We start from the raw sequence: 17,096 nt of genomic DNA on the forward strand, positions 1-17,096 counted from the left end.
CCATAGCCACTCGTTTGAGGATTAAGTTTTAACTTGTACATAACTTTCCTTCAGGCAATAAAAAAGCGCCTAACGGCGCTTTTTAAAAGAGTTAAAGATCAAAAATCTTCAGATATATAGAGGAGTTCCACAAAAAATTATGCAGTTTTAGAACTAAAATACTTTACCTCAATATTTTCAAGAACTTTATTTAAACGTTCTCTTTCAGTTTTTATAAAAAATACATTACCTGATCTAAATTCCTTTTGGGGATGGTAGTCAGCCTGTGTACGAATATCGTGTACAGCTTTTAATTTCATACTAGCAATATTAAAAAGATCATCATCTTTGTCTTCATGAAGTAAATCAAAACAAACTCTTAATTGCTCATGAGTAGCGCCGCCACTATCTTTAAGATAAGTTGGATAAAACTTAGTTAACCAAGCCTTAACAGTATGAAATACTTCATAGTAGTATCGACCACAACTCATACGTAACAAACATTCTTTACTAACATTGGAAACAGCACATGATTCGAGATGTAGTGCAAGATCACCTAATTCTTTAATCTGAATCATTTAACAAGCCTCTTGCACTTCAGTTGGCTCAAAATACAAAATAATTTTATCCTCAGGTGAAGAAGAGTTTATTTTATATTTTTTATTTATTAATACCAACTCATCTTGTAGTCGGTCATTTATATCACCTAGCAAACTTTCAGGTAGGCCTTCCAAAGCCGGTAACTCATATGAAATAGTTATCGTATTTCTTTCAGTATCAATATATTTAAAAACCCCAGTTTCTGTAGGAACAGTAAAATAATAAGAAAATACTTTATCTGCAGAACCCACAATATCCCTATAAGCCTCAATATTAATTTTATTTTTTAAGACAAATTTCTGAATTTCAGTTGCCTCAATAAAGATTTCACTCATAAGCCCTTGTATATCTTTCTTACATTTATGATGCTCAAGCACTTCAATATAATCATCAAGGTATAATAAAGTTAAAGCTCTAGTAGAAAACTCAATGGCCAAATCTAGATCAAGTGGATTATCTTTAATAAGAGTCTTAAATAAAGACAAAGCATAAGCTCTATCTTTAAAAAGATACTCTTGATTAGCTAAATGTCTAGATGTCAACAAATCATGATTAGATGCTCTATATGCGTTGTAGAATGCGTTACATGCTAATTCGATTTGATTTTCATAATTATAAATTATTCCAAGCCCCGTATAAGCAGCCGCTGGATTTTTAGACAGCAAAGCATTCATAGCCTGTTTTAATTCAGCTTTTTTCTTTCCCGCAACGCTAAATGGGTTTAGATTCTTAAAAGCTGGTACCCCAAGGTAAGCTACTACATCATTGAGCTTTGTAGCTGGTAAAGCTGCTGCTGCCATAATAAACCTATGAGTTATAAAATATTAACAACGTTATTAGATCTCTAATGAACTTTCGCTCACTTCAATCTCATTATAATTCTACTGTTTTACAATAACTTAATTTTCATTGTAGCCTTAGACAGATCTATCAAATTACCAAATAATAAGTTAGGTTTTTTCATAGCTATCCTCTAAAGACAAAACTCTTTCTTATTGTGAATAAATAAGAAAGTTCGCTGAAAGGAATGATAAGTCGTCTCGGCCGTCCCGTCAATACGCCGTAAAAACGAAAGTGTCAAGCGTCGCTTAATCTAAGTGTACCTACAATTAAGCAGTTGGACGAGCAAAACGCCAAAATTGGTCGTGTTAACAAGTATTTTAACAGTGTAAGCGTGTAAAACAAAGTGTAGCGAAAGCTAGCGTCGCATTATACGGTCGGTTTAATAGAAAGTCGGAAACCACGTCTTATATGAACATAAGCCACCCCAAAAGGTGGCTTATGCTGATTAACGATTACGCCGTGCAGTCGTGTTGGTTGAAATGGCTCGGCTAATTGATGAGTTAGGTTCCTTGATTTGATCACTCACAAGTTTCGGCACTTCGCGTGGAAGAGTCTTATCCAATTCCTCTTTTACAATCAATCGAACTGTATGATCATCCAGTTGCTCTGCTTCAACCGTTACCCCTTTCACCTGGTTCACCACTTCAATCTTAAAGTTAATCGTAGGTGCAGTTGGTTGAACTGAAGCTATCGCCTCAGCCTGTGGCCGTGCAGATCTGCCCAGAGTGAAATCATGGACATCCTCAAGATTTGAGCGATCCTGAACCAAGCCATTCGGTGAGAAATACACTTTGCCATCATGATACAGATCAGAACCGGTAGAGACTTTTGGAGTATCTGCAGTCTGATTCGCCTTATAGATAATCTGACCATCTCCGGATTGATTGAAGATGTTTGATTTCTTCTGGCTTTCCATAAAGGCATTTGAGCTCATCAGTGCACGGCGCATAATATTTTCAGCCGAGTTGTTTTTGAGGAATGCTTCAGGGTTCGCACTCTTACGCATATTCTCAACTAAGTTGACACCACCCCAGCGTTTAATATCATCCTGCGACCATACGATCTCGCCTTTATGAACAGATCCGGCAACCTCGTATTTACCACCTTTACCGGTATAACCACCATCGGCAAAGCCTTGGTCCTTGATTGCACGGATATTACTGATAATGCTTGCACCTTGAGCAATCGCCCCTGCAATTAATGGCAAGTTTTGAGGAAAACCAACCTTGGCAGCCTGAGCAATATTCTGTTGAATCGCAATACCGGCTGCTGCAATTGCATAGGCTTTATCTGCAGCAAACATGATCTTGTAGGCTTTGGATTGCTCACCGAACATAGAGCCGAACATCGATGTTACTGAACCAATCATTTGCCCACCGAGAGCAATTTGTGCATTCAATCTATCTTGTTGGTACTTGCCTTCAATCTCTTGGGCATTTTGAGCATATTCACCATAGATGATATTGCGTTGCTCAAGAGCGGCTTGCATGATCGATGTTTTCTGATCCTCAAAATCTTGCTGTGTTAAAAGACCGGCCTGGAGTTTGGAATTGATATCTTCAATTCCAAACTGCTCGTTATAATCAACTGCTGCGGACTTGCTATCAAATAGATCCTGAGCTGCGCCAAGACGGCTAAACCGGTCTTGATCCTGTCTATAGAAATCGCTGGTACCATTCATATCAGCCTGGATACTTCCCCAGTTCTGAACAGCGCCGGTAATCTTGTCACGCATCTCCTTTTCCTGATTGGCTTTGGAGAACGTAATCAGTTTTTGGCGCTCTTCAATGCTCAGCTTGGTATTTTTTAAAATTTCCTCCCGTTCTAATCGGTACCGTTCCTGCATGGCTTCAGTTTCAGATATCAAGACTAATTTAGCCTGGAACAGTCGCTGTTCTTGTGCCAATTTCAATAAGCCCAATTCTTGCTGCTGCTGTTTATTTAGCAATTCAACAGCCTGTTTCTGTTCAGACTTGCTTAGCTCAATATCATGGGCAGCATTGAATTTTTTACGGGCAAAACTCTCTTCCAGTAACTCAGCTTCAGTTTTTTGGAACTCCTTATAGTCATTCAGTTTGGTACGTAAAGCCTGTTGAGCGATCGCAATATCATTGTCTGCACGGCGTTGGAGTTCTGACTTAATTTCAGCAGAGCGTTCTGGTGTAAAGCCTGCCTTGTCTACATCCTCCAAGCGAACAGTCAAATTACTTTTAATTCGTTGGACTTCACTGGCCACTTCATTTTCGAGTGCACGTTGAGCATCCATTTGTTTCTCAATTTGAGATTGAATATCAACTCCCGCTTTATCACTACCCTTGCTTGCACCGCCTTTAACCTTGCCTTGCATCTTTGGTGATTGGTGAAGCAGTTTTAAAACCACTCCATCTTCAAAAGTCACCGTACTGTAATACCCCCCGCCTTTAGGATCATAGGCAGTCTGTACATCTTTCACTGCGACATTCGTAGTGATTGGTGTACCAACAGGCATTGCAAAATCAATCCCCTTATGAAATGAAGAAGCCCCTGCAGTAGGGGCTTTTCTTGGTCCATAATTGGAACTGATCCGATATGAAGATAAAGGTTTATCAGCTGCCTTTAAGCGGGCCAAATGCTCATTACTGACTTTCTGGCCAGACAACGAACCAGCATACCGAACATCAAGATGTGCGCCGGTACCAATTCCAGAATTACCAGATATCCCGACTAGACGTTTACTAACTTTCTCCTGCTTCTCTAATGCTTTTGTCTGTTCTTTAATAGCTGAACTAGCTTCTTCACGAACAGCAGTGATTTTCTGATGCATCTTCCACTGTTCATTTAGGATTTGAGATTGCTCTTTCGATAGCGCTACTTCACGACCAATATCATTAGCTTTACGCCATGATAATGTAAAGTCCGCAAAATCTTTAGCACCCACTTCACCTAGCAACTTTTTATTACGTGTATAGTTATTAATCCAATATTGATCGTCCAACATAGATTTGTTAGCACTTTCACGTAATTTTTTTAAACTGTTTTCAGCTTTCTCTGCTGCAGTTGCTGTGCCCTCCAGCGCTTCATTTTGCTTTTTATGTTGTAAAGCTGCATTTTGTGCTTGATTGCCTGCTAACTTGACCTCGTTTCCCAATAATTTAAGCTTGGTGGCCGACAAACTCGCTTTAGAGGCATTTTCATCATATTGACGTGCTTGCTCTTTTAATTTGTCATATAAATCTGTAGGTAACTTGATCTTGTTTAGACGCTCAACAGCCTCTGTATAAGTAATTACTCCTGTACGTGCTTCTCGTGAAATCTTCTCTACTTCGGCATTTCCACGGGCATAGTTTTCAATTGAGACTAAGGCGGATCCAACGGCTAGCTCAGACTTACGAAGAGTATTATTCTGATCCTCAAAGGCTTCTGTTAAATCATCAACCGCTTTTTTCTTTTCATTGCCAGTTAACTTTTTAAGTTCTTCGTCTGCTTTCTCAGCAATCTTAGCCTGCTCAGCTAATTTTTGATTAGCTTCCTCTGCTTTATTGCTGAAGTATGAATATACTGCAGTCAAACCAGCTACCCCTAAAGTGATTGCGCCTATAGGCCCACCAACAAGGGCATAAGCTCCTCTTGCTAATCGACCAAAACTTAATGTCGCTAAAGAGAGTTTTTTTTGTGCCTCTGTTTGTGCATTCGTAGCGGCCGTGACAGCTGCTTGAGCCTGTGCATAGCGTGCTGCCGCTGCCGTAGCGCCGTATTTGGATTGTGCTTCAGCATTGGTCGCCTGGACATTCGCAAGATGTGCTTTAGCCGCATTAAGTGTTGCTGTTGCTTCTGCAACCTCAGCCTGAGCATTTGCAACAGATGCCTGACGACTGCGGATCGTTGAGATAATCCCGGTATCGGTGGCAATAGTTTTGGCAATAATGGTCTTGGTTAAATAAGCAAGACCGCCTGCCATTGCAGCATTCATCACAATATCAATATTATCGGCTAATAGTCCCAAGCCTGCTGCTGCCGTATTGGTTGCACCCGTACTCTGATTGATTTCACCAAGTAGCTTTGTCACGGCGTTTGACAATGTAGTCAGGCCATCTGCCAAACTATTCTCCATTGCATCCGCTAATTCCTGATTTGAGTCTCTGGTGGCTTTTAATGTCTTGATCAGATCTTCTAAAGAGATTTTACCTGTTGCACCCAGCTCACGAATTTGTACCTCTGTCTTGCCTGTGGTTTTAGCAAGATCAGCAATAATGTTATCGGCAGCGGTAACAATCGAGATCCAGGCATCAGCATCAATTTTGCCTTTGGCCATAGATTTGGAAAATGCATCAATTGCAGATTGCGCCTGATCCGCACGTGCTGCATTTGCCGTAAATGAAAATGAAAGTGAGTCAGACACATCCAAGGTATCATTGGTTGCGTAACCTAAGGCTTTCATCCCACCCGCCAAGCCTAAATAGACCTCCTGCGCTTCACCAAGAGCACGATAAGTGCTTTTTGTAGACGCATATAAACGCTCCTGAACAAGATCAAACTCAGCAGCACTATCTGTTGCATTACGAATACGTGCGGCCATTTGAGTTGCGCCATCAGCTCTGGAAATTGCTTCGTTTACAGTTACCAGACCCACCATGAAACCAGCCAAGGCCTTGATAGATGTCCCATAGGAATGAATCGATTTTTCCTGTTTATCTAGCTCTTGTGATGTGTTTTTTATTTGCTGTGAAAACTTTTGATTCTGCTGAGTCGCTTGCTTAGTGACTTCTACCGTTTTTTGTACGGATGAGTTGGCATTGTTTACCGTGATATTAAAGTTCTGGACAATGTTATTGGTCACAGAAAACTGTTTGCACATGTCTTTGGTAGATTGTGATGCTGAATCGCCACGCTCAGTAATTCTAGACATTTCATCAGCCAAGGCTTTGGCATTGCGTTCAGCATTTTGTGAGTCAATTACGATGACTAAGCGGGATTCTTGCGTCATGTTCACTTTCCTTTAGGCAATAAAAAAACCACCCGAAGGCGGTCATATGTTGGATATAAAAAACCCGCTTTCACGGGCTTAAATTTCAAAATATTCTATCGAAAAATTTATCTTGCTTTGGATACAGAGTACGTTCCCTCATAAAAATTACCTTGGGTTCCTGTTTCTTTGTATTCACAACTTAAAGCTACAGGATGAGTTAGTTTATTATTTTTATTATTAATCAAATATGTTGCTCCATACACGATATGTGGTGAATCCTCTGCTAAATCCCAAGGCATACCTTTGCCATTATGCCATTGCTTATTTGGGAATTTAGAATCCAACCAGTTGATGCATTGTTTCATTGTTGGAAACTTTTTAGTTTCTTGCTTTTCAATCCTTGATTCAGCGCTTACAGTTAATGTAAACATCAGAGATATAACACCAATAATAATCTTTTTCATAAAAAGCACCCTCTTAAATCAGTGCCTAATTTAGCAAACGGTTTTATTGAAGTCATTAAAAAACCCACTTTAAGTGGGTTTCATATACTCAGCTAATGATCCAAATAAAGAAAATTAGTGCAAAAAATCCAATGACTCCGGCAATTATCCATTCAGATTTTGGATAACCCAATAAGTTATCTGGATTATTATAATCTTGCTCTTTTCTTGCAGATTCTTTTTTATAGCTAGAAAACTTTGAGTATGAAAGTCCAGTTCCAGGCAATCCTGTAGTGGTCTTTACCCCCTTCTTTCCAACATTAACTCTGGCACCATTTTTTCCAATAGATAGACTACTTACACCTTTTTTAGTGATATTCACTTTCACTCCAGGCGCTATCTTTAAACTCTTCCTAAAATTAAGCCCCATATTAGCACCTATCTAGAACACACCTTTTTAGAAGCACTGATTGAACCATCATTGCATACAAATTTCTTTCCATCACAATGACTAATTCCACCTTTTTTACCAGAGCAAGGCTGTCTGCCTTTACCAGCTTCAGCTAAATTAATTGTACTTAAAACTAATAATATGGTTAAAATGACCTGTTTCATAACACACCCCTTATAAAATAAAATTATAATTTATCAAATGATCAAATTAAAATCATTAAAAAACTCTTAATTTAATTATTCCCATATCTATTAGTCTGACAACCATAAGTAGTATTACAAGATCCATTGTAATATCCTCCTTGGCTATCATTACCATTGTAGTATGTTGTATTACCTACTTTATTCGTATTGTGATTCCAGCGATTCCCATCTTTATCATAACCGCTTGTATTAGACTGATTGCCATAGCGATTAGTAGTTTGGGACCATGACTCCCCCGTTCTATAATTATTTGCTTGAACTTGAGTAGTATTTCCATATTTAGAGATATTATAAGTGCTTCCTGTATTGTAATCAGTACAGGTCCTATATGTATCACCACCATAACAACTAGAGTTAGTTTTTGCGTTATATCCATTATTGTAATCAGCGTTAGCTAAAGTAGATGCTAAGACTGAAATAACAATTACCCCAAATAATTTTCTCATAATTACTTCCCCTGTTAATTTAAGAATGTATAGCATAATTCATTAGTAATAAAAAACCACCTAAAGGTGGTTTTTTCAAACTGAGCATCAGGCTTAAGGATTGATAAAATAGAAATACAAAGTGAGGGTCACTAGCAAAATACAGGCTAGATTTAGATAGAACCCAACCGTATTGAAGCTTTTTAAAAATTTAATAAGGTCCATAACTCACACATATAAATAAATGGTCACTTAAATCACAATAAAAGCATCATTTCACCCGATCAATGACACTTTTGACTTTCACCTTTTTATAGGCTTCTTCCAGAAACAGATCATCTAAAGCAAAGATGCATTCGTTAAAGATATGTGGACCAACGGGCAAATCATTATGCTCGACATAAACGTTAATGGCCTGCTGGTCTATTGAAAGTGGCATCCCCTGCTCATATCGTCTGGATCTGCAAATCGTGCTAAAGGCTAAGAGAATGGATTCAGCAGCATAGGATGATTCAGGTGGCTCAGGAATATGGCCACCTAAAAACTTGATTTGTTCGATTTCATGCGGCGATTTCGATGCGTACGTTTTCTGGTATTTGTAGAGCTCAATGACTTTCCCAGAATAACCGCCTTGTCTTTGTCTGCATTCTCCTGGATCTTCTGAGCTTCAGTTTTAATGAACAACCAGATGGCCACACCGATATCACCAAGGTTGAATAGCTTGGAAGCATTTTCGGCTGTGTATGGCATGTCAGTCTCTACAGTCTGGCCATTTACCACCTCAGCAAAAACTACGCCCTTCCAGTCTTCAATCAGATGCGCTGCACAGGCATCCATAAGCAGCTCATGGTAAAGCTTGTCAGCAGTATCCGTGGCCATCACGTCATAGCCTTTGGATGTAATCTGATTGCCGGCCCGTTCGATCGCTACCTGAAACGGTTTATAGGCAATGCCACGGATCTTGAATTCGGCCTGAACCTCACCTTTATCGTTCTTGAACTGGCACCACTTAGATGCTTCTGAACTTTTTACAATACCGACTTTTAACGCCATAACGACCTCTAAAATTTAAGCAATAAAAAAGCCCATGACACTGCATAGGCTTGGTTTTTAAGTTAGATGAATACTTGTGTACGCGCTCACTACACCAGAGCACGTACAATAGTTGGGCTGGTACGGACCTGGGCAAAGTTGATGTCTACCGTGATGATGTCATCACCGCCGCCGTCAGGATGATTGGCTTCCATGACTTCCAATTGAGGGAAATTCAAAGAGTACTTGCTACCTTTGTTATCGGTGATATCAAAGCCCAGTGTGAATACATCACGGGTTTTGATCGCATCGATCCAGGCAGCTGATGTCGCCGAGAACATGAAATTACCGTTTACACCGATATCCATCATCTTCTCTAAGTAGAACTCTGGCGTGAATTTGCCAGATCCAATACAGCGGATCGCTTCCAGGTTGTTATTAAAGTTAATGGTGAGTGACTGCAGACAAGCTTTACCTTGAATCGACTGGCCATTAATAAGCAGCTTCTCAACATTTGGCATGCTGACCACTGGACGACTTGAAGCCGGTACCGGATTGGTTACTGGATTCACTTGCTGACGGGTGAATGAGCTACCCACCAGGCCAAAGTTACCTGTGATTTTGCCCGTAGTTTGAATGGTGATTTCACCGGTATTGACCTGTACACCACGATAGATGAACACCTGGCCAACATCTTCATAGACTTTAACCAAGGTCAGCGATTTACGGATACCGCCGCCAAAGCTTAACGAATTGGCCGCCCAGTTATTGAAGGCCAGCACACTCAGGAATAAGTCAAAGGTACCAAGTGATAATTCAAATTCCAGCTGACCAGTCACCTCAGCTTCAGTCACCGAAGCGCCCTGGCGGAAACGTGAATCAACCACCTCATTACTTTGTTCTGTGGATACGTTTTCTGATAATCCATCGGTTACACGGCGAACGGTGTACCAGACCGGATTTGCTGGAGTGGTGCCGAGCACTGCCTCTTCACAAGCATATAACCGGATTTTTGCGCCTGAACTCATTTATTGTTCTCCAAATTTTAGGCATTAAAAAACCCGCTGTTTAGGCGGGCTATTAAAGTGATTCGTTTGTCTGTTCTTCTTTGATCTCAGGCGGTTCCACACCATCCATCGCGGCAGCTACGGCCTGAGCCAGATTAGTTGGCTGGAACTCGACAGGCGTTTCAGAAATGGCATCACCCATTTCATTAAGTAACTGCTCTTCCGAGATAGGCTCTTCATGTAAGCGGACATCAATCCAGCGACCTGCAGGTATATCGAGAGGATTGTCCAGGTCAGCCACGACTGCAGCAATCTCGAAGTCAAACTTGCGCTTGTAGGTTTTAATCGAGATATCGCCGTTCTCTAGTGTTTCATAGAGTACTGCGACGACAGTATTACCATTGGCATCTTTAGGGATCTCGATGTACCAGCCTTCCTGCGCTAAACCCAAGGATCCTTTAAGCAGATAATCACCAGTCCCTACACGCTCAAATGTGATTGGCTGTTCCTTCGCATCTTCATTCAACTCGATCGAGTTGGCATAGAGCTTTACAATTGGTGAGGCTGCCTTAATGAAACCATTGGCATCAACTGTGGTACTGGCTGTACTTAGAATTTTGAAGAAGCGTTGAACTGTTGCACTTCCGTTATTCAATGTTAGACAACCACAATAAATATCATGCCGCACATTCATCGGATAAAACATGGCATAGCCATTAGCAACACTTGTACTAAATGTGCTCATTGCAAACGTACCTGCAGGAAGACCATGTGCTGCCGAGTTATCACCTGTTGCGCGTCTACATAAACTTGTAACTTCACCTACGCTCAATGGTGGAGTTGAAACTACCACTGGGTTGTTATCGCCGATTCCGAAATCCCCAACCTTTAAAACCCGACCTGTAGTGGCATCTTCTCTTGAAGCTGTTAATGTGCCTTGTGCAGCATTACCCAGCCCAGTCACCTGCGTCCAGTCAGGTGTCAAATTTGGAATGCCTGAGGCAAATGGCAACATAAACTGCTGTTTACCTTGGGCAGCATTATAGGGATATGGACGATGCTCCCAGTTAAATTTAAAGACAAGATTGGCCATTATGCTGTCACTCCCTCAATGACCTGAAACGTCAAAGTTTCAGAATGTTGGGTTACACCGTTCACCACGGCCTTAAGATCCATCTGGACCAGTCCCAGTGGCCATGCTGCAGTACTGGCTCCCGACTTCATATTCAACCAGCCTTTCTGTGTAGCCTGATTTAATGCAGCACAGGTTAAAGTTGCCACGGCAGCACCAGTATCCAAAGCCTTAACCTGAGATGTAAAAGCATAGCCAGTCAGGTTAATCGCACGGCGTACATCATCGGGTGGAAATTGCAGAGCTTCATCCATATCGACGAGCTGCAAATTCAGGTTAAAGGTGTCACCGCGCTTAAAAACAAAATTGCTCATAAGTGATTCCTATAGACATAAAAAAACCACCGATGAGGTGGTAAGTGATAAAAAATATTCAAACTGGTTTAATTGATTTTATAGCCGATCGTTACGTTGTACTGGATGAAATCGCTATCCTTGCCTACATTGATGGCTTGTCCCTGCAGACATTCCAGATGCTCAATAGTGAAATACTCAAAATGAGCAAGTAATGCATCGCTGAGTTCTGTAATCGCCTTCTCTCCCGTATGGAGTCGGTCAAAGCATTGAATCATGATATTGCCAGTTCGTCGTGTACAAGGCTTGTCAGCTATACCTGAAATAAAGCTTGATCCACCAGCAATTGTTAAACGACACCACAGGCCGATTTTAGGCACTTTAAATTCTGGTGCATTCGGATACTGGATCCGCGATTGATCAATACCAGTGAAGCCCTGCATGCGAGCAATGATGGCTTGTCTTGCTTGTTCAAGTGTCATTGCCATATTAGCCACCGTACTTTTGAGAGATAAAGTTAAATGTGGTGCTATAGATGCCCTGAGGTGCTTGATCTGACCAGCCGTTTTCCAGACGTTCAGCATAAGGCTGATTGTTCTGGATATAGACCAGATTTCCCAGCTTGATTTTAACCGCCTGGACTGCAGCATCCTGATTGGCATTTACCTCAGGTTCACGAACACCCATATCAGCAGATCCAATAGAGACAATGTGAGAGGCACGATATGCACCGGTGTCGACTGGACTCGAAGCAACCAAGGATTGAACCGTATCCATTACAATGTTTTTTACATGCGCATCTGAATCGCTGACGACCTGCACGGCGAACTCAGTTGGCTTTTTTCCTTTCCAAGTCATTTTTCACCTATAAAAAAACCACCTTTTGGTGGTTTAGTCATTAGACTGAGACGAGGTTGATTTTCCAATCATTCCCAAATCTCTCATTTAAGTATTCAGTTATCAATGGATTAAATTTTTCCATCGAGCTTTCAGGCAACATAAATGCATTATTTCCAGTTGTTAATCCGAATCGAGTAATCCCATTCAAAGCATCATCTGAAGAAGTTGTATTTGTGAGAAATACTGTAGCCTTGCCATCTTTAATAAACTTTTCAATGCCTTTTAAATTTGGTGCTTTTTCTAAGGGTAAAGTGATTTGTATTATGTTGTACTTGCTGCGCTTAGAAGACTCAATAACATAATCAACACCCCTTCTCATCCCGTTGCTATAGTTTTGAACAGTTTCATCGGCCTCTTCAAAACTATTTATAACACCATATTTAACCGCTTCGTCTCTTGAGCTTGTTGTTGTAAGCCAACCATCTTCGCTAGGAACCAGATAATTATTAGAATCAATTAATTTAATGATATACCCCATTACATACTCCTTTTATATTTGTAGTGGGGTTATATCTCACTTTCCATAGTCAAAGCAAATACTTACACCTTTCTCAACTGACATTTCCAGATTGTTTCTGCCGGATCCTGCTGAATATGCATGACTCGAAAATTGCCCAGGGGTGTAAACCACTCATCATCAATCTTCGGTACCATGGTTACTTCATTCTGCAGAACAACCGCCTTTTTATCGGTGGCCAAGACTCCCAATGTCTGGATCTCATATTGATTGTATGAGCCAAACAAAACACCACGGCCAGAATAGTTCTCTTTAATCCCCTTATGCGTTTCAGTCAGAGGATCCCAATCAGCTTTGATGATTCGCTCACAAGAAAAGGATTGAACAGCATCTGCAAGATCTTCATTGAATGCCTCGGCAATATCTGCCTGCAGTTCATCACGTAGGCCCATTAGATCCTCCGGATAAAGAATACTGAAGAACGTTTAGTGAATGGCTTAATCAGATCCAGAATATATTGCTCAGTAGCATTCAGCTTTACTGATCCATCCTGGTATTCCTTTTCTGATTCGACCTCAGCTTTCACACGCTTACGTTTTAAGGCCTGTTCCTGCCCTTGGTAGAGCTCACCCTTCATAATGCCCTTAATGATCTCGTATGAAGCTATCTTTAATGCCTTTGGCACCAGTGTCACATCTTCATAAGTTTTTACATTTCGAGCAATCAGATAGGCTTCGGCCTTTTGCAAATAATCAGCCTTATCACTGTCAGATAAAGCATCAAAGCCTTGTACATGTTCAATCGCTTCTTGTTCAGTGATAAAGCTCATGGATTATTCCTTTGGCTCTTGTGGGATAAGTGACAGCAAGTCGTCTTTACGGGTAACGCCGTCAAATGAAATGCCTTTTTCGGTTAATACAGCTTTGATTTCATCGACCTTGAGGGTTGAATAATCAACAGGCTTATCCTGTTCCTGATTATCACCTGCAGTATGTTGATCATTTAAAGGTTGGTTATCACCTGTACCCATTTGATTCTGATCACCTGCACCGGCTTCCACCTCTGCAATACGCGCTTTCATTGCTTCAGGATTATTTTTGAATGCAATAAACTCACCTTTTACGCCTGCCAGCTGCTCTTCAAGTTCATTCACTTTTTGTTGTGTCATTTGTCGTTCCCGTGCTCGGTTAAATGATGAAAGTCCCATTTGAGGATCTCCAAAAAATTATTTAGGTTGCCTTCCCGTAATTACCGAAAGGCAAAATACTAAAGGCGGGTTATCCCGCCTTTTCGTTATTTGATCTTGTGCTTGAATGCCACGATCCGGATTTGTTTAGGATCGTATACACGCTCCCAGTTTGCGCCTTGGGCGATACCAGCATTGTTCGGTGCAATACCTGTCGCACCCGCCCATTTGATGCCGCGTGGATGTAATACAAAGTGACGGCGGTTAATCAAAATATCGGTACCAGCCAAGCTATCACGATCTGTTTCTACGCCAACTGGTGCACCAATATCCTGGAAGCCAATCGCACCTTGGCCAAACAGGAATGAAGTGAATACATCACCATCCACAGGCATCCCATCATCAACAATGACACGGCGGTCCATAAAGGTTTTGTACAACACCACACCATCCGCATCACGAACGGTTTCGATTAAACCTTGTTTGGCCAATGCTGCCATCGTTGCCGAATGCATTGAGATCGCCGTTAGTTTATCGACCGCATCTCCAAGCTTGTAAGATGCATCAACGAAAGATTGGCCATCAATCACTGCAGCTGCGCCAGCACCTGCCGAGATGTCATGCACGTTATCTTCCATGCTGGCTGCTCCAAACACGCCTTTAAGGGTATTTACGGTGAAGCCTTGGAACTCACGCGACCAGTAATCTGCTACAAGATCACCTACCGCACCCAGTGGATCGTCGCCTGATAATGCTTTAGCCAGATCATTTGCTCCCCAGGCTTTACCACGTGCATGCAAAATCGCAATATCCTGACCTGAAGTAATGTTGTTTACAGTGAGTGCTTTAGAATCTGACAGTACTTCTGACTCACCGCTTAAATCATTCCAGAAAGGCATGTTAACGGTGCTACCACCTTTACTACCGAAAGCGATCTCAACATCAGGATCCCCAACAATGCCGGATTGCCATAATGCAGATTTCTCTGCAGTTTTGTTTAATACGTATGGGGTGAATAGTTCAGGAACGATTACATCAGCAATTTTTGTTTCAGCCATTTGGCCTTCTCCTTAATTAAAATTTAATACCGTGTTTTGCAGCAAGCTCTTTAGCCAGCTGAGGATTTTCATTTCGTAATTGCGCAAGTTTAGTGAGATTCACCGAACCATCTGCTTTGAGGATGTCGACCTGCCCTTTTGTATTGGTACTACCTGGTGCACCAGTTCCGTTTGCTTTTGGCCAGAAATAAGGCTTTTGCTCGCGTAGGGATTCAACCCACTCTTTTGGTGACAATGGTGTCTTGCCATCTTTACCAATAATCACTTCACCGCTTTCGTCCACCGCTACCGCTTTGCCGTCTTCGTCTAGTACGAATTTAGACTGGGCAAGAAATGCGATATCTGCAGTTGCTTCTGGTAGTGCTTCAAGTTCAACAGCAGCTTGGACAATCTGGCCCTGCACGACTGATTGCTTAAATTTGTTGGCATAAGCTTCAGCATTGTTGGCTCGCGTTGTTTCGGCATTGAGCAAACGGGCATGCTCTTCACGCATCTTCTCGGTGCGCTTCTGAATCACCTCATTTACTTTGCCTTCAGCAATCAGCTTGGCTTCTTCGTCCTGGTCGAGTTGGGCAAATACTTTTTTCACAATTTCTGGATCGATACCTTCAAATTGTTTCTGCAGGCGTTGTAATTCGCGTTGAGCAGTCTTAGCGGCATCACGCTCGCTTTGTAGTGCAGACTTCAAACCCTTCGGATCTTCATAGCCTTCTAGATCAAGGCGAAACTTCCCGTTCTCCTCGACATACAAAGCACGATGTTCTTCTTTAATCTGATCCAATGAATCCACAATAAATGGCAATGACATGTTCAAACCTCTCGTTTGATTAAGTTGAGCCTTATCTCAAGGCAATAAAAAAGCGCCCTTAGGACGCTTGAATTGATAAATATTTAGAACTTTGTTGAGATTTACTGTTGTTGCAATTTTTCCTTAAGCAAATAACCCTCTAACGCCCAAATTTTATTGCGGGCATTTTCATACGCAACTTTCCGGCCAATTTCAGCATTAAAGTTTTCAGGGCTTGCACATGCAGATTCACCTGTAACCGTAAAACCATTTTTAAGTGTAATTACACAAAATGTCAGTAGGTCTAATTCCTGAGGAGTAATTACCACACGCTCCTCTTCAGGAAGATTGTTAAATTCTGCGGAACCAGTAATTGCTCCCACAAAACCATCACCTGCGGTAAAGTAGGCAACATGTTTAATAACTGAATCGATATGACCCGGTGTTAAGCGAGGTGCATTTAGCCCCTTACTTTGAATTTCATTTTCAATTTGTTGCTCGGTATTTGACATTTCTTTTACTCACAAAAAAGCACCCTTTTGGGTGCCTTACGGTTAATGAAAATAGTTAATCAGTTTCTTGCGTTTTGACTGTGACGCTCGTAAACACATAACGATCAGGCCGATCAATTTCGGAAACATCAGTAAAATTCAGGTAAATATCATGAATGTTTACTCCCGTTTCGATTTCAAACTTATTGACCAATTCTGCAATCTGAACAGTTAAAGCCTTTTCCAGCTCTTCCTTGCGTTTCTTACACTCCACTATCGATATATTTGACATTTGGAACCCTCTTTTAACTTTTTACAGTCCTAACTCTTTAAACTTTAGCTCATCCAGCCTTTTGAGATGTTCCAGTGTGTAAAGCTGCCCATCCGGATCAAAGAACTTATCAAAATCAAAATTCCCCTCTTTATAGAGCTTGTACCGTTTCGTGCCTAGCCACTCTTTCTGAAAGAAATCGTCCGTCTTCTTGAAGAACTCTTTGAACTTTGTGTTGGCATCAATCTGGCCGATCAGCTGCTCGCGTTCATCTTTGGGAATGTCCTTCACCCGACGTTCATCCATCACAAAAGGACGCTCACCAATTAATAGACCGTCTTTATCTACTGGTACCAGAATTGATCTACAGTTTGGATGAAGTGGCGGTATACGTATTTCAGGATCGCCAATTTTCCAGACCTTACCATCCAGAAACGCACACAGCTTTGATGTTCGCCCATCTAACGTAGCCACCAGCTTGACGTATTCAAAACCGAGCTGCTTAAAACTATCTAAATACGCCTGATTGGCTACATGGCTGCGGACAGTCCTCACCGTACGCTCTATATCTGCTTTGGAGGTACTTAAAA

At 41.4% G+C, this 17,096-nt stretch carries 23 protein-coding genes; all 23 read right to left on the minus strand.

Annotated elements, in window-relative coordinates:
- Positions 1–137: 137 nt before the first annotated feature.
- Positions 138–557 (minus strand): hypothetical protein, encoded by a 420-nt coding sequence (locus tag ACNQO6_RS18210; RefSeq protein WP_440209877.1) that lies wholly within the window; start codon positions 555–557, stop codon positions 138–140.
- A complete protein-coding gene (locus ACNQO6_RS18215; RefSeq protein WP_440209878.1) occupies positions 558–1,379 on the minus strand; it encodes a hypothetical protein in 822 nt (273 codons plus the stop codon).
- Between the two features lie 488 nt (positions 1,380–1,867).
- On the minus strand, positions 1,868–6,385 hold the full coding sequence (locus ACNQO6_RS18220; protein ID WP_440209879.1) for a tape measure protein: 4,518 nt from the start codon (positions 6,383–6,385) through the stop codon (positions 1,868–1,870).
- Positions 6,386–6,492: 107 nt separating this feature from the next.
- Entirely contained in the window at positions 6,493–6,831 is a 339-nt protein-coding gene (locus ACNQO6_RS18225; RefSeq protein ID WP_440209880.1) for a hypothetical protein, read from the minus strand.
- Positions 6,832–6,919: 88 nt separating this feature from the next.
- Entirely contained in the window at positions 6,920–7,240 is a 321-nt protein-coding gene (locus ACNQO6_RS18230) for a DUF4236 domain-containing protein (protein ID WP_440209881.1), read from the minus strand.
- A gap of 8 nt (positions 7,241–7,248) precedes the next feature.
- Positions 7,249–7,425 carry a hypothetical protein gene (locus ACNQO6_RS18235; protein ID WP_440209882.1) on the minus strand — a complete coding sequence of 59 codons (177 nt, stop codon included), beginning with the start codon at positions 7,423–7,425 and terminating at the stop codon, positions 7,249–7,251.
- A 71-nt stretch (positions 7,426–7,496) separates the two neighbouring features.
- Positions 7,497–7,913: a hypothetical protein gene (locus ACNQO6_RS18240; RefSeq protein WP_262474227.1), complete on the minus strand. Its 417-nt coding sequence runs from the start codon at positions 7,911–7,913 to the stop codon at positions 7,497–7,499.
- 250 nt (positions 7,914–8,163) lie between these two features.
- Positions 8,164–8,331, minus strand: coding sequence for a hypothetical protein (locus ACNQO6_RS18245; RefSeq protein ID WP_440209883.1), 168 nt, complete (start codon positions 8,329–8,331; stop codon positions 8,164–8,166).
- Between the two features lie 98 nt (positions 8,332–8,429).
- Positions 8,430–8,945, minus strand: a complete 516-nt coding sequence (locus ACNQO6_RS18250; RefSeq protein WP_440209884.1) for a hypothetical protein — start codon at positions 8,943–8,945, stop codon at positions 8,430–8,432.
- An 89-nt stretch (positions 8,946–9,034) separates the two neighbouring features.
- A complete protein-coding gene (locus tag ACNQO6_RS18255) occupies positions 9,035–9,952 on the minus strand; it encodes a phage tail tube protein (RefSeq protein ID WP_440209885.1) in 918 nt (305 codons plus the stop codon).
- Positions 9,953–10,004: 52 nt separating this feature from the next.
- Complete coding sequence (locus tag ACNQO6_RS18260; RefSeq protein ID WP_440209886.1) at positions 10,005–11,024, minus strand: phage tail protein; 1,020 nt, start codon at positions 11,022–11,024, stop codon at positions 10,005–10,007.
- Complete coding sequence (locus ACNQO6_RS18265) at positions 11,024–11,377, minus strand: hypothetical protein (RefSeq protein WP_440209887.1); 354 nt, start codon at positions 11,375–11,377, stop codon at positions 11,024–11,026. Before ACNQO6_RS18265 ends, ACNQO6_RS18260 begins: the two co-directional genes overlap by 1 nt.
- A 68-nt stretch (positions 11,378–11,445) precedes the next feature.
- The gene (locus ACNQO6_RS18270) at positions 11,446–11,844 is read right to left on the minus strand and encodes a hypothetical protein (protein ID WP_440209888.1); all 399 of its coding nucleotides are present in this window, start codon (positions 11,842–11,844) and stop codon (positions 11,446–11,448) included.
- Between the two features lies 1 nt (position 11,845).
- A complete protein-coding gene (locus ACNQO6_RS18275; RefSeq protein WP_440209889.1) occupies positions 11,846–12,214 on the minus strand; it encodes an HK97 gp10 family phage protein in 369 nt (122 codons plus the stop codon).
- A gap of 40 nt (positions 12,215–12,254) precedes the next feature.
- Positions 12,255–12,734, minus strand: coding sequence for a hypothetical protein (locus ACNQO6_RS18280; protein ID WP_440209890.1), 480 nt, complete (start codon positions 12,732–12,734; stop codon positions 12,255–12,257).
- 62 nt (positions 12,735–12,796) lie between these two features.
- A complete protein-coding gene (locus tag ACNQO6_RS18285) occupies positions 12,797–13,165 on the minus strand; it encodes a glutamate 5-kinase (protein WP_440209891.1) in 369 nt (122 codons plus the stop codon).
- The gene (locus ACNQO6_RS18290; protein ID WP_440209892.1) at positions 13,165–13,542 is read right to left on the minus strand and encodes a hypothetical protein; all 378 of its coding nucleotides are present in this window, start codon (positions 13,540–13,542) and stop codon (positions 13,165–13,167) included. Before ACNQO6_RS18290 ends, ACNQO6_RS18285 begins: the two co-directional genes overlap by 1 nt.
- Positions 13,543–13,545: 3 nt before the next feature.
- Positions 13,546–13,920: a HeH/LEM domain-containing protein gene (locus ACNQO6_RS18295; RefSeq protein ID WP_440209893.1), complete on the minus strand. Its 375-nt coding sequence runs from the start codon at positions 13,918–13,920 to the stop codon at positions 13,546–13,548.
- An 86-nt stretch (positions 13,921–14,006) separates the two neighbouring features.
- Entirely contained in the window at positions 14,007–14,957 is a 951-nt protein-coding gene (locus tag ACNQO6_RS18300) for a major capsid protein (protein WP_440209894.1), read from the minus strand.
- Positions 14,958–14,973: 16 nt separating this feature from the next.
- Complete coding sequence (locus ACNQO6_RS18305) at positions 14,974–15,765, minus strand: hypothetical protein (RefSeq protein WP_440209895.1); 792 nt, start codon at positions 15,763–15,765, stop codon at positions 14,974–14,976.
- Between the two features lie 101 nt (positions 15,766–15,866).
- Positions 15,867–16,256, minus strand: a complete 390-nt coding sequence (locus ACNQO6_RS18310; RefSeq protein WP_440209896.1) for a Gp49 family protein — start codon at positions 16,254–16,256, stop codon at positions 15,867–15,869.
- Positions 16,257–16,311: 55 nt separating this feature from the next.
- On the minus strand, positions 16,312–16,527 hold the full coding sequence (locus ACNQO6_RS18315) for a hypothetical protein (protein ID WP_440209897.1): 216 nt from the start codon (positions 16,525–16,527) through the stop codon (positions 16,312–16,314).
- Positions 16,528–16,548: 21 nt separating this feature from the next.
- Positions 16,549–17,096: minor capsid protein (locus ACNQO6_RS18320; protein ID WP_440209898.1), on the minus strand; the 548-nt coding region annotated here is incomplete at its 5' end.

The organism is Acinetobacter calcoaceticus (assembly GCF_051947995.1).
In the GTDB taxonomy this organism is placed as follows: domain Bacteria; phylum Pseudomonadota; class Gammaproteobacteria; order Pseudomonadales; family Moraxellaceae; genus Acinetobacter.

What these genes read in the sequence shown, in the direction of transcription:
- ACNQO6_RS18295 (WP_440209893.1), bottom strand. Translation starts at nt 13,920, where the DNA reads ATGGGACTTTCATCATTTAACCGAGCACGGGAACGACAAATGACACAA.
- ACNQO6_RS18305 (WP_440209895.1), bottom strand. Translation starts at nt 15,765, where the DNA reads ATGTCATTGCCATTTATTGTGGATTCATTGGATCAGATTAAAGAAGAA.
- ACNQO6_RS18260 (WP_440209886.1), bottom strand. Translation starts at nt 11,024, where the DNA reads ATGGCCAATCTTGTCTTTAAATTTAACTGGGAGCATCGTCCATATCCC.
- ACNQO6_RS18310 (WP_440209896.1), bottom strand. Translation starts at nt 16,256, where the DNA reads ATGTCAAATACCGAGCAACAAATTGAAAATGAAATTCAAAGTAAGGGG.
- ACNQO6_RS18245 (WP_440209883.1), bottom strand. Translation starts at nt 8,331, where the DNA reads ATGCCACTTTCAATAGACCAGCAGGCCATTAACGTTTATGTCGAGCAT.
- ACNQO6_RS18220 (WP_440209879.1), bottom strand. Translation starts at nt 6,385, where the DNA reads ATGACGCAAGAATCCCGCTTAGTCATCGTAATTGACTCACAAAATGCT.
- ACNQO6_RS18280 (WP_440209890.1), bottom strand. Translation starts at nt 12,734, where the DNA reads ATGGGGTATATCATTAAATTAATTGATTCTAATAATTATCTGGTTCCT.
- ACNQO6_RS18265 (WP_440209887.1), bottom strand. Translation starts at nt 11,377, where the DNA reads ATGAGCAATTTTGTTTTTAAGCGCGGTGACACCTTTAACCTGAATTTG.
- ACNQO6_RS18235 (WP_440209882.1), bottom strand. Translation starts at nt 7,425, where the DNA reads ATGAAACAGGTCATTTTAACCATATTATTAGTTTTAAGTACAATTAAT.
- ACNQO6_RS18215 (WP_440209878.1), bottom strand. Translation starts at nt 1,379, where the DNA reads ATGGCAGCAGCAGCTTTACCAGCTACAAAGCTCAATGATGTAGTAGCT.
- ACNQO6_RS18225 (WP_440209880.1), bottom strand. Translation starts at nt 6,831, where the DNA reads ATGAAAAAGATTATTATTGGTGTTATATCTCTGATGTTTACATTAACT.
- ACNQO6_RS18275 (WP_440209889.1), bottom strand. Translation starts at nt 12,214, where the DNA reads ATGACTTGGAAAGGAAAAAAGCCAACTGAGTTCGCCGTGCAGGTCGTC.
- ACNQO6_RS18290 (WP_440209892.1), bottom strand. Translation starts at nt 13,542, where the DNA reads ATGAGCTTTATCACTGAACAAGAAGCGATTGAACATGTACAAGGCTTT.
- ACNQO6_RS18285 (WP_440209891.1), bottom strand. Translation starts at nt 13,165, where the DNA reads ATGGGCCTACGTGATGAACTGCAGGCAGATATTGCCGAGGCATTCAAT.
- ACNQO6_RS18300 (WP_440209894.1), bottom strand. Translation starts at nt 14,957, where the DNA reads ATGGCTGAAACAAAAATTGCTGATGTAATCGTTCCTGAACTATTCACC.
- ACNQO6_RS18250 (WP_440209884.1), bottom strand. Translation starts at nt 8,945, where the DNA reads ATGGCGTTAAAAGTCGGTATTGTAAAAAGTTCAGAAGCATCTAAGTGG.
- ACNQO6_RS18315 (WP_440209897.1), bottom strand. Translation starts at nt 16,527, where the DNA reads ATGTCAAATATATCGATAGTGGAGTGTAAGAAACGCAAGGAAGAGCTG.
- ACNQO6_RS18240 (WP_262474227.1), bottom strand. Translation starts at nt 7,913, where the DNA reads ATGAGAAAATTATTTGGGGTAATTGTTATTTCAGTCTTAGCATCTACT.
- ACNQO6_RS18270 (WP_440209888.1), bottom strand. Translation starts at nt 11,844, where the DNA reads ATGGCAATGACACTTGAACAAGCAAGACAAGCCATCATTGCTCGCATG.
- ACNQO6_RS18255 (WP_440209885.1), bottom strand. Translation starts at nt 9,952, where the DNA reads ATGAGTTCAGGCGCAAAAATCCGGTTATATGCTTGTGAAGAGGCAGTG.
- ACNQO6_RS18210 (WP_440209877.1), bottom strand. Translation starts at nt 557, where the DNA reads ATGATTCAGATTAAAGAATTAGGTGATCTTGCACTACATCTCGAATCA.
- ACNQO6_RS18230 (WP_440209881.1), bottom strand. Translation starts at nt 7,240, where the DNA reads ATGGGGCTTAATTTTAGGAAGAGTTTAAAGATAGCGCCTGGAGTGAAA.